We start from the raw sequence: 10,776 nt of genomic DNA, 5'->3' as shown, positions 1-10,776 counted from the left end.
AACCGCTTCGCAGGGGGGGACCCTCTGGGTGCGAAACAACGGCTGTACCGGGGTGGGGGAGGGGGGAGAACCCCCCCGAGGAGGGGGGGGGGGGGGGGGGCCGCGGGTGGCCCCCCCGCCCCTATCCATGTCCGCGCCCGCGTCCGACTACGCGTCCGGGCTACGCGCCCTTGAACTCCTGGCGCTGACGGCCGAGACCGGTGATCTCCACCTCGACCACGTCGCCCGCCCGCAGGTAGGGCTTCGGCTCCGGCTGGCCCATGGCCACGCCGCCCGGCGTGCCGGTAACGATGACATCGCCCGGGTACAGGGTCATGAAGTGGCTCAGGTACCGGACGACCTCGCCGACCGGGAAGATCTGGTCCGAGGTGTTGCCGTCCTGCTTGAGTTCACCGTTGACCCACAGCTTCACGTCCAGGACCTGCGGGTTCGGGACCTCGTCGGCGGTGAGCAGCCAGGGGCCGATCGGCGTGAAGGTCTCGCAGTTCTTGCCCTTGTCCCAGGTGCCGCCGCGCTCGATCTGGAACTCGCGCTCCGAGACGTCGTTGACCAGCACGTACCCGCCGACGTGCGCGAGCCCCTGCACGGCGGAGTCCAGGTAGCGGGCGGTGCTGCCGATGACGACGCCGAGCTCGGCCTCCCAGTCGGTCTTCACGCTGCCGCGCGGGATCAGCACGGTGTCGTCGGGGCCGCCCACGGTGTCCGGGGCCTTCAGGAACAGGATCGGCTCGGCCGGCGGCTCCGCGCCGATCTCGGCGGCGTGCCCGAAGTAGTTCAGGCCGATGCCCACGACCTTGCCGATGCGGCCGACCGGTGCACCGATGCGCAGGCCTTCGGCGCTCAGGACCGGAAGCTCACCGGACTCGGCCGCGTCCCGTACCCGGGTCAGCACGGAGTCGTCGGCGAGCAGGCTGCCGTCCACATCCGTGATCAGGCCGGACAGGTCACGCAGGGTCCCGTCCCGGTCGAGCAGCGCGGGGCGCTCCGAGCCTACGGGTCCGACACGCAGCAGCTTCATGGGCATTCTCCCGTGGTCGTGAGTGGTCGGCCCGGGGCGTGCCCAGGGCCGGCCGATGGGTTGCGGCCATCGGAGGATTTGGTCGATCCTCCAAGATGTCCACCCAATCCGCAAGACCCTGTTCACAGACTGGAACGCGCGCCTCCACCCATCAGCTGCTCCGCCCGCTCCTTGCGGTACTGGAGCCAGGCCCGCTCCGCCACCGACCACGCGGTGGTGGTCAGCAGGTACAGCCCGGCGGCCAGCGGCACCACGGCGGCCGTGATCAGCGTCCCGAACGACAGCAGGGGCAGTACGCCGCCCAGCTTGCGCATGACCTCCTGCTGCTCGGCACTCACCTCGGCCATGACCCCGACCCCGGCCTTGGCCCCGCCGCCGGCCCCGGGCCTCTTGGAGGCAGCGGTCTTCTTCGGGGCAGTGGCTGCGGCGGCAGCGGCGGCCGCCGCGACCGAGGCAGCCGTCCGGCGCCCCCGCACCGCGCTCCACGCGGCCACCACCGCGATCGCCCCGAACAGCCCGAGAAACACCAGCCCCTGCGCCCCGAACAGACCGCCCTCGCCCAGCGCCTCGGTCCACCGGGCCCCCAGCGGCGCGGCGAAGAGCCGGTGCCCGAGCAGCTCGTTCGCCTTCCCGCCCACCTCGGCGGAGGAGAACGCCTGGTACATCACGAAGAACACGGGCAGCTGCAACAGGATCGGCAGGCACCCCGCCGCAGGAGTCGCTCCCCGGAAGGCGGCCCGGCTCAGCGGGTGCAGCGCGAGCCGTACGAGCACGGTGAACAGCACGATCGCGGCAGCGGTCGCGGACTGCGCCAGCACCGGCTCCAGAAGCCGGCCCAGCTCAGCAACAAGGTGGGTGAAAACGGACACGCGGGCCCTCCGAGGGGTCTCGTCGAACGTCGAAAGAGATGCATTTCGGCGTGACGACCCGCGAGGGGCGACAACAGTGATCAGTCAGCAGAAGGCGGGAAGTACTGCGCGCCCCTACGCGGCCGTCGGGACGAGACGGCCGGGCGCCCTGGGCCTCGACCGGCCCGAGGCATCGGGATCACGCTGCGGCAGGAAAGCCGTGCGCTGCTCGCGATCACGGATCGCGGTGCGTATTCGGTGCGGCGGCACGGGCCGCACGAGCCGCGCGGCGGCGGCGAGAGCCGCGGTGCCCACGGCGACGGTGGCCGCGAAGGCGACCACCACGGCGCCCAGCCCGCCCTCCCCAGCGAACAGCCCGAGGATTCCCCCGAGCAGCACGAACGGGAGCAGCAGGGCAAGGACCCGCGAGGTCCGCGCGTACAGGGCGAAGGACAGCAGGCCGCCTTCGCGTCGTTGCCGAGCCATACGGACCTCCCCCTCTCCACTCCCGCGCACGAACTCCCGTACGACATCGATGGTAACCGGCCCCACCGACCGATCCATCGGCCGCAAGTATCGAGGTCAAGAAGACTTGAGTAGGGTCCCCCAGACCACCAGCCGGTACTTCGAGGTGTACTCGGGCGTGCAGGTGGTGAGCGTGATGTACGCCCCGGGCTCGCTGTACCCCTGGTCCGGCTTCACCACGCTGCGCGGCACCGGCGCGATCACCCCGGTGTCCCGCTCGGTGGTCTCGCCGAGGATCTTCCCGACCACGTACGTGTACCGGCGCCCGCGCATGTCGACGATCAGCTCGTCGCCCGCCCGCAGCCGGTTGATGTACCGGAACGGCTCGCCGTGCGTGTTCCGGTGCCCGGCCAGCGCGAAGTTCCCCTGCGCCCCGGGCCCGGCGGTCCCCGGGTACTGCCCGGCGTAGCCCTTGTCCAGGACGGCCCGCTTGTCGACACCCTGTGCGACGGGCACGACGAGCCCGAGGCGCGGGACGCGCAGCACGGCGTACGCCCGGTCCCGCTCGGAAGGCCCGGCGGCGGGCCTGGCAGCGGGCCTGGCGGCCCGGGTCGCCGCGGGCGCCGCCCCGGAATCCGCCGGCCCGCTCGGCTCCGGCCCCACCGCCGAATCGCCACCGGCGCTGGCCCCGGAACCGGCCCCGGAGCCACTCTCGGAGCCCTCACCCCACGCCCGCTCCAGCGCCTGGACCTGCTCCTGCGCGGCAGCCGCGGCCTGCCGATTGGTCCACCACACCTGGTGCACCACCAGCAACAGGACCACCACCCCCACGGTGACGATCAGCTCGGCGCCCGCCCACAACACCCCCGCGAGACCGACCCGGCGCCCCCGCCGGCCGCTCCCCTGCACCACCACAGGTACGCGATCTCGCACGGGCGGCACCCTAAGTCCTCCCCCGCCAACTGACCAGCGGCAGTACGGTGTGAACCATGCGCCCCGACACGCCTGCCGAGCACATCGCCGAAGCCGAGCGCCTCATCCGCACGGCGACCCGCTACCCCGAGGACCAGGAGCCCTTGCTCCTCCAGGCCGCGGCCCACCTCGAACTGGCCGACGCACGCGACCGGGCGAGTGCCCTGTACGACCAGCTCCTCTCCTCCTCACCGGCCGACCCCCACCTGATCAAGGCCCTGCAGGCGGCGAACCTCTGGGAGTACGGCCACGAGGCGGAGGCACGCGCCCTGATCACCGGCATCCGCGCCGCCTCGCCCAAGGACCCGGCGCCGTGGGAGGTCATCGCGGAAGCCCTGGAGGCCCACGACGAGTTGGAGGCCTCGCACGACTGCTTCACCGAGGCGGCCACCCTCCTCATCGCGGAGGACGACCCGCTGACCCCGGCCACCACCGCCCTCCTCACGGGCCGCCACCGCGTACGCCGCCTCCTCGGGCGCCCGCACGACGACTGGGACATGGTCGCGGACACCCGCCACATCGGCCCGATCCCCCTCGACGAGCTCCACGACCCGAAGCGCATCTGGGCCCTGGGCTCCGACGACCCCGCCGAACTGCGCGCCGAGATCGCCCGCCTGCGCGCCGAACTGGGCGACCGCCGCGCGGCCCTCTCCCGCCCCTTCCCGGTGGCGATCCTGCACTGGCCGCAGCGCGAACTGTCGGAGCTGCTGACCAGCTACCCGACCCTCGCCTCCGAGTACCCCTCGCACGAGGCGCACCTGAGGGAGATCGAAACCTCCCTCCGCGCCCTGGCCGCCTCGGGCACCACGAACCTGGGCATCGTCACGGCGAGCGTCCCTTCGTACGAGGCCTTCGCGGCATCGGAGAAGACCTCCCCGGCCTCCCCGTCCCTCCTGGCCGAATACGCCACGACCCTGGCAGCCCGCGGCAAGGCCACCCCCTGGCCCCCGACCCCCACCGCCACCTGCTGGTGCACATCGGGCAAGCCGTACGCGGAGTGCCACGGCACCTCCTAACCGCGCGCTTTAGCTGATCTTCGCGCGCTGATGGACGAAGAAGTCGTGACGCTGGTGGTCTTCTTGTCCAGTGAACGCCTTGAACGCGCCAAGGGAGTAGGCATACGCGCCTGACGAGCGCTGGATGGTCTGCACTTCAAAGTCACGGCTCAGATGGCTCAGGTGCCGTTCGATCTCAGGGATGTCCATGGAGATACCGGCCTTGGCAAGCCTCGCAATGATCTGGTCCGACGCCATGGGACGGGTCGCACCACGAAGCAGCTTGTAGACGGGGTCCTGGACAGTGCTAGTGGACTCGATCAGCTCATGGCGCGGGCCTTCTTTACGGAGGGCTCTCGCGATCGACCGACCGACAGCCTCGGCTACTGGAGGGGGAAATGCGTTTCCGATCTGGCGGTACACCGCAGTCTTGCGGCCCTCGAACTTCCACTCGTCAAATCCATGCCTCCAGCCCTGGATACGAGCGACCATCTCTGTGGTGAGCTTGGGCCCTGGGACTCCAGGCTTGGGCTCCCATCCGGGAGCAGGCGGGGCATCTGCAACGCCAAGGCCATCTACACCGAGCTCGGCCCAGGCACGCTTCGCCCGCGTCGGCCCCAGGTCCGCTCCCCCGTGCCTCTTCGAACCTCCGACGATGGTCGGTGCAATGGAGTCAGCCTTCTTCGCCCAATCTTCGGCACCCTCCCAGCCGCCTGCCTTCATCAAGTCAAGCAGGGTCTCGCCGACTGTCGGCTTGGGGGCGTCGAGAGTCTCAGGCCACGTGAAGTATTCGGCGTACTCCTTGGGCATGGCGACAAGCACGAAACGCGGCCGAAGCTGAGGAACTCCGAAGTCGGACGCGTGGAGGAGCTTCCACTCGCCCACGTACCCGTAGTCATGAAGCTGGTCGAGGACATGCTGACGATAGGCAGAGAAGCGGTTGGCGCTGAGCCCTCGGACGTTCTCCAGGAGTAGGGCCCTGGGCTGCATACGCCCGCAGGCCTCGATAGCCCAAGCGAAGAGGTCTCGCTCGTCGGTAGCGCCCATCTGCTTGCCTGCGATGCTGAACGGCGGGCATGGCACGCCGCCAGCGAAGAGGTCGACGCCCTTGAACTTCTCCGGGTCCCAAACTTCGATATCGGCGACATCCCCCTGCCGCACATCCCATTTCGGCCGATTTAGCTGCAGAGTAGCCACGGCATGCGGGTCGAGTTCGACCGCGAGCCGGTGCCGGAAACCCGCACGGTCAAGCCCCAGAGACTGACCGCCTGCACCGGCGCAGATCTCGACCACCTCGAGATCCTCGTTGCTCTTCGCCGAAGACATGCGATCTCCCTCCAGATGCGCTGGCCTAGCCAGCGCACGAGCAGTCAGCGGGTACCCCAGTGGCCGCAAGATGATGAAATTGGATTTCCAGCTCCGCACGGGATGCCAGCATCCCAGCCTGCAGGTTCGCTACCTGCGGAATGGTCGATGCGGGCTCTGGTGAGGACGCGGAAGTCTATGCGCTACCACGGACATGTCACAAATGCCCGGTTTACCGCGGCAGGGGCCGGCGCCCCGGCCCCTGCTGGAACTCGGTTGAACTAGCCCTTCAGTGCTCGGTGTACTTCAGCGCGCGCCTGAGCGGGAAGGCGGCGGTAGGCGCTCCACGCGCGCTCCACAGGGACAGCGTCTCGCCGCCCCCTCTCCGCCCAGCGAGCGAGGCGTTCCCGGTCCGCCGGATCGAGGCACTCGATGTCCTCGACCAGACGAGCCGCGTCCACGGGCCTGTCATCACCACCCGCACGACAACGCTTACATTCCGTCACTGGCAGAATTTCCCGCTCTCCGCTGGGGAGCACCACGTCGCGGCGCGAGACGGAAAGCACGGCGGTCTGATTGATGTCGTCGGCGTACGGTTCGGCACCGGTGATGCCGCACACGGTGCACATGTAGTCGTCCCGCTCCAAAGCGGCCCGCACTTCCTTCGCAGACACCTTCTTCGGCGTTGCGGCACGACGCGCGACCGGATCCCACACCGGTACGCCCGCCTTGACGAACCGTTGCTGATCGGAAGCTAGCGAAGCGTCCTCAGTGTTGGTATGCATGACCCAGTCGAAGATACGGAGGCCCCGGATCCGCCGGTCGGCTTGAGCGATTCCAGGGAAGGCTTCACGGATCTGCTCCTTGGTGAAGGTGCCGCCTTCACCAATCTCCTGGAGGAGCCACAACGCCCCGCGGACCATGGTGCCACCGTTGACCTCCGGGTCGTTCCATGCAGGCAGAGACACCGCAACTCCGTTCACACGCTGACTGGGTGACTGATTATGATCATCCGACTCAAGTCGTCAGTGGCTGCTGCAATGATGCATGACATCACGGATGGCCACGGCGCCCTTGGAGGATCAGGCATGGCAGGGAAGTTCGACGTTCCGCCTGAGGCAGAGACGAACCGCATGCTCGTCGAGGAGCGCCTCGTCCAGGCAAGGACGGAGGCCGGCGCCAAGGTCACGGTCGACTGGAGGGGGCAGCAAAAGCACCTAGACGTCATCTCGATGCCTGTCCAGATGCTGTACTTCAACCCTGATACGCACCGCATCCGGGCACAGCGCTCCCTCGACCTGGAGCGGAACCGTGTTTTGGACGAGGAACCTTGGAGCGAGCCCGCCCAGGACTATCTGCGCCACCTGCTCGGCTGCAAGCCCTCGAACCCGAATCAGACCGACCCCGACTTCACCGCCCTCGTCGATGAGCTCCGCGAGTCCGGCCAGAAGGATCCCGGGATCATCACGCCCGAGGGAATCCTCGTTGACGGCAACACCCGATGCGCCGCTCTACGACAGCTCGGAGTCAAGGACATCCGTGTTGCCGTCCTCCCGCCGGACACCTCGCGCAGCGATATCAGCGACGTTGAACTCTCTCTCCAGCTCCGTCGCGACAAGCGGCGCGACTACACATACGTGAACCGGCTCATCGCAGTCGAAGAGCAGCTGGCCGCAGGTAGGCGCGAAGACGACATCGCCCGCGCTTTCAACATTAAGACGAATACCCTCCACAAGGACAGGTGGGTATACCAGCTCATTCTCGATGCGATCGAACGCAGTCGGACAGATAGCGGAGCAACCCTGCGCCTGGTGGACTTCGAAGAAGACCAGGAACAGCTCCGAGAATTGCACCGCGACTACACCAAACTGAAGCAAACCGACCCCGATGCAGCAGATCAGCTGAAGGAGTCGCGCCTGGCCATGGTCGTGCTGGACTTCGCCAAGACGTCAATTCGACTGGCGGAGGCCGACTTCCACACCCGGTACCTTGACGAGCGCCTGCCCATGGAATTGAAGCCTGCAGAACAGCAGTCCGCTTCCGTGGGCATTCCCGGCCTTCCAGGCGTAGCTGTCCAAGACGCAGCCCCGACGGTCAAGACAACTCGTGCCCTGACCGATACCCTCCTGCGAGCAAAAGCCGCAGTACAAAACGCCGACAAGCTGGACCCCGCAGAGGTGGCCAGAGCAGGTCAGCTTATGACTGCTGCAAGCGATGTCTTTACCGCCGCAGTTAAGCTGGCCGGCCTGAATGCCCAACTGCAGAAGCGTAAGATCGCCGTGCCAGAGCGCCTCACGGATGCTGCAGATCACGTGAATCAGTGCGCTTCCGAGTTCGCCGACGCCAAAGCAAAGCGCGTCCTTGATGAAGAATCATTCGACGACGCACTACTTACTCTCCGGGCAAGCCTTGTTCGACTGGCGAAGCAGGCCGGGCGAACGTTCACCACTCCTGGCGACGGCGTGGCATGGCTGCTCGAAGCCACGCGCGCGGAGGCGTGATCATGCAATCGGTCGGACCGAGCCTGAAGATCGAGTTCGGCGATGCCGCGACCAAGGCCCGCCTTCGAGCAGCATTCGGCTTCGAGGCCGACCTGCGCCGGCTCGCGCTGCGCTTCAACAGCAGCACGCAGCGCTCACACGGTTCTGTTGACATCGAAATCGACGACCTTCTCACTAACCTTGTGGCAGTCGCTTCCTGGCCACAACCCAGCTCGGTAGAATGGGATCCTCAGCTGGCTGCCCTCGCCACAGACTCAGCAGCCGACGCTCAAGCTGTAGAGAGGCGCCTCGATCCGGAAGCCGCTGCCGTAGGCGCTGTGAACCCAACCGAGATCGACGGACTCCTCGGCCCTGGATGGACTGCCGATCTGACCGGATTCCAACGGCGGGATATTGCCAAGCTGATCTCGCTTCGGCACGGCGCCAACTTCTCTGTGCCCGGCGCCGGCAAGACCCGGGTCGGCCTCGCTGTCTTCCAAGCCATGCGGCGAGCAGAAGGAGTTGAGCGACTTCTCGTCGTAGGGCCGAAGTCCTGCTACGAGGCATGGCATAACGAGAATTCCCAGTGCCTGGAGAAGCCTCTCAACATGGAAGTCTTCTCCGGAAGGGTGGATCCGACGGCTGAAGCCGTCATCGTGAACTACGAGCGCCTCAGTGGCGCTGTCAATGAGCTGAGCGCTTGGTTGACAGCCCGGCCATCGTTGTTGCTGCTCGATGAGGCTCACCGCATGAAGCTCGGAGCTGACGGCACCTACGGCTCTGCCTGCCTCGCCCTCGGCCCCAGGGCCCGCCGCCGACTCATCCTCACAGGCACCCCGGCCCCCAACGGTGTCAGAGATTTGGAAAATCTGTTTGGATTCGTCTGGCCAGGCCATGGCCGCAGGAAGGTCACTCAAGCCGTGGCCGGCGGCGATCTGGTCAAGGCGAGCCAGGCGCTCCGCCCCCTCTTCGCCCGAACAACGAAGGGCGAGCTTGGGCTGCCGCCCGTGACTACCAGCCTGCGTCCTGTGCCCCTTCCTCCTCTGCACCGCGAGATCCACGACGCGCTCATCGGCCGGTTCTCAGCACGCGTTGCGGGTGCGGAGGCCGATTTTCAGCAACTCGGCAAGGTCATCGTCTACATGCTGATGGCGGCGACCAGCCCTGCGCTCCTAGCAGTGGGCACAACGCGTCACGAGCCTCTGGCGTACCAAGTACCCCCGCTCACCGTGCCGGAGAACACGCCGCTCTACGAGTTGATGCAAGACCTGCCCAGCTATGAGATGTCACCCAAGTACCAGGAGGTGTTGGCCATCGTCTCAGCCAATGCAGCCCTGGGTCGCAAGACGCTCATCTGGTCCACGTTCGTTCGCAGCTTGAACACGCTCAAGCGGATCCTCGGGGCATTCTCCCCGGCTGTCGTTCATGGCGGCACTGAGGATCGTGATGACCAGATCAACCGGTTCCGCAGGGATCCTGACTGCATGGTGCTCCTATCCAACCCAGCGACGCTCGGCGAAGGCATCAGCCTTCACCACGACTGCCACGATGCTGTCTACGTCGATCGGGACTTCGCGGCAGGGCGCTTCCTCCAGAGCCTCGACAGGATCCACCGTCTAGGGCTCGCTCCAGAGGCCGAGACCCGCATCACCGTACTCGCTTCCGAAGGCACCATCGACGAAGTAGTCGCCCAGCGGCTCGCCGACAAACTGCAGTTCATGGGACGCATCCTCGACGATCCTGCGGTTCAGGAACTGGCCGACCTCGATGAGGAGCCAGCCGTTGGCGGTGGCTTGGATCTAAAGGACCTGCAAGCGATGATGGGCTACCTCCATGCCCGTACCTCCTGATCCGGTCCTACGCGCGGCCGCGCGCTGGCTCCACCGCCTCCCGGCATCGGGCGCCGCGCGCTGCCGTGCGCTCTTCACGACGCACGCCGAGTTCAGCGACATCACGCCCACCCAGTACGACGCCGCATACGCATGGATTCGCAAGACGGGGATGCTCGATGCGAAGGACGTCGGCGTACCTCCAGAAGTGAGAATCTACGACGCTGCGATCGTGGACAGCGGCGCCTCCTGGCTGTCTGATGCCGACGTACTCGTCCAGAGCCCCGACGAAATCCCTGAGGACGCACTTCGTGCTGCCGAGGCGCTAGGGCTCAAAGCCGACGACGCGTACGCGCGCATCGGCGCCGCCTGGGGAAAGGTAGACGCAGCTGGACGCGCCCGAATCGGGGCCATGGGCGAGGAGGCCCTACTCAACCTTCTGCATGCCTCGACTGCGGCAGCAGTCGAGCACATTGCAGCGTGGTCCGACGCTCACGGTTACGACATCGCAGTTCAGGGACAGGTCTGTTCGGTCCATCTCGAAGTCAAATCAACTATGCGACGTGGCCGGTTGGCGGTCTACATATCGCGCAATGAGTACGAGACGATGCTCCGCGACCCCCACTGGCGCATGGTCGCTGTCCAGCTCCGACCGAATGGCGAGCCGATCGCCGTATGGACCGTACCGAGCGACTGGATCGCGTCGCACGTTCCGACCGACCCTGGCGTCCTCGGGCGCTGGGAAGCGTGCCGTCTCAACATCCCATCCGATGTTCTCGAATCAGGCATACCGGCACTCGCCCCTCTGCTAACACCCACAGCATCTGTGCTACTCGCAGCAACAGATGCTGGCTGAGGAGGAGC

At 66.9% G+C, this 10,776-nt stretch carries 10 protein-coding genes; 4 read left to right on the top strand and 6 right to left on the bottom strand.

Translation table 11 applies throughout. The features are described 5' to 3' along the window. Positions 1–160: 160 nt before the first annotated feature. From ACZ4YL_RS03775 to ACZ4YL_RS03760, 4 genes are all read right to left on the bottom strand, one after another. The gene (locus tag ACZ4YL_RS03775) at positions 161–1,018 is read right to left on the bottom strand and encodes a fumarylacetoacetate hydrolase family protein (protein WP_468113576.1); all 858 of its coding nucleotides are present in this window, start codon (positions 1,016–1,018) and stop codon (positions 161–163) included. A gap of 122 nt (positions 1,019–1,140) precedes the next feature. Further along, positions 1,141–1,887 carry a YidC/Oxa1 family membrane protein insertase gene (locus tag ACZ4YL_RS03770; protein WP_468113575.1) on the bottom strand — a complete coding sequence of 249 codons (747 nt, stop codon included), beginning with the start codon at positions 1,885–1,887 and terminating at the stop codon, positions 1,141–1,143. 114 nt (positions 1,888–2,001) lie between these two features. Further along, entirely contained in the window at positions 2,002–2,352 is a 351-nt protein-coding gene (locus ACZ4YL_RS03765) for a DUF6412 domain-containing protein (RefSeq protein WP_468113574.1), read from the bottom strand. Between the two features lie 96 nt (positions 2,353–2,448). Further along, entirely contained in the window at positions 2,449–3,264 is an 816-nt protein-coding gene (locus ACZ4YL_RS03760) for a class E sortase (protein WP_468113573.1), read from the bottom strand. 56 nt (positions 3,265–3,320) lie between these two features. Between ACZ4YL_RS03760 and ACZ4YL_RS03755 the strand changes: the two genes are divergently transcribed. Next, entirely contained in the window at positions 3,321–4,319 is a 999-nt protein-coding gene (locus ACZ4YL_RS03755) for an SEC-C metal-binding domain-containing protein (protein ID WP_468113572.1), read from the top strand. Positions 4,320–4,328: 9 nt separating this feature from the next. Here ACZ4YL_RS03755 and ACZ4YL_RS03750 read toward each other — a convergent pair whose 3' ends face one another. After that, positions 4,329–5,624, bottom strand: coding sequence for a DNA cytosine methyltransferase (locus tag ACZ4YL_RS03750; RefSeq protein ID WP_468113571.1), 1,296 nt, complete (start codon positions 5,622–5,624; stop codon positions 4,329–4,331). A 260-nt stretch (positions 5,625–5,884) separates the two neighbouring features. After that, positions 5,885–6,571, bottom strand: coding sequence for a hypothetical protein (locus tag ACZ4YL_RS03745; RefSeq protein WP_389114173.1), 687 nt, complete (start codon positions 6,569–6,571; stop codon positions 5,885–5,887). A 36-nt stretch (positions 6,572–6,607) separates the two neighbouring features. On the opposite strand from ACZ4YL_RS03745, the gene ACZ4YL_RS03740 reads away from it, so the two are divergent. The 3 genes from ACZ4YL_RS03740 to ACZ4YL_RS03730 are packed head-to-tail and all read left to right on the top strand — an operon-like array spanning position 6,608 to position 10,768. Beyond that, complete coding sequence (locus tag ACZ4YL_RS03740) at positions 6,608–8,104, top strand: transcriptional regulator (protein WP_468113570.1); 1,497 nt, start codon at positions 6,608–6,610, stop codon at positions 8,102–8,104. 2 nt (positions 8,105–8,106) lie between these two features. Next, positions 8,107–9,933, top strand: a complete 1,827-nt coding sequence (locus ACZ4YL_RS03735) for a DEAD/DEAH box helicase (protein WP_468114079.1) — start codon at positions 8,107–8,109, stop codon at positions 9,931–9,933. After that, positions 9,917–10,768, top strand: coding sequence for a protein NO VEIN domain-containing protein (locus ACZ4YL_RS03730; RefSeq protein ID WP_468113569.1), 852 nt, complete (start codon positions 9,917–9,919; stop codon positions 10,766–10,768). Before ACZ4YL_RS03735 ends, ACZ4YL_RS03730 begins: the two co-directional genes overlap by 17 nt. Positions 10,769–10,776 lie beyond the last annotated feature (8 nt).

The sequence above is a fragment of the Streptomyces sp. NPDC030021 genome (genome assembly GCF_055574035.1).
This window is presented reverse-complemented; position numbering and strand designations above follow the sequence as displayed.

Coding starts and splice junctions, on each gene's coding strand:
- ACZ4YL_RS03730 (WP_468113569.1), top strand. CDS start 9,917: ATGCCCGTACCTCCTGATCCGGTCCTACGCGCGGCCGCGCGCTGGCTC.
- ACZ4YL_RS03750 (WP_468113571.1), bottom strand. CDS start 5,624: ATGTCTTCGGCGAAGAGCAACGAGGATCTCGAGGTGGTCGAGATCTGC.
- ACZ4YL_RS03755 (WP_468113572.1), top strand. CDS start 3,321: ATGCGCCCCGACACGCCTGCCGAGCACATCGCCGAAGCCGAGCGCCTC.
- ACZ4YL_RS03740 (WP_468113570.1), top strand. CDS start 6,608: ATGATCATCCGACTCAAGTCGTCAGTGGCTGCTGCAATGATGCATGAC.
- ACZ4YL_RS03765 (WP_468113574.1), bottom strand. CDS start 2,352: ATGGCTCGGCAACGACGCGAAGGCGGCCTGCTGTCCTTCGCCCTGTAC.
- ACZ4YL_RS03775 (WP_468113576.1), bottom strand. CDS start 1,018: ATGAAGCTGCTGCGTGTCGGACCCGTAGGCTCGGAGCGCCCCGCGCTG.
- ACZ4YL_RS03735 (WP_468114079.1), top strand. CDS start 8,107: ATGCAATCGGTCGGACCGAGCCTGAAGATCGAGTTCGGCGATGCCGCG.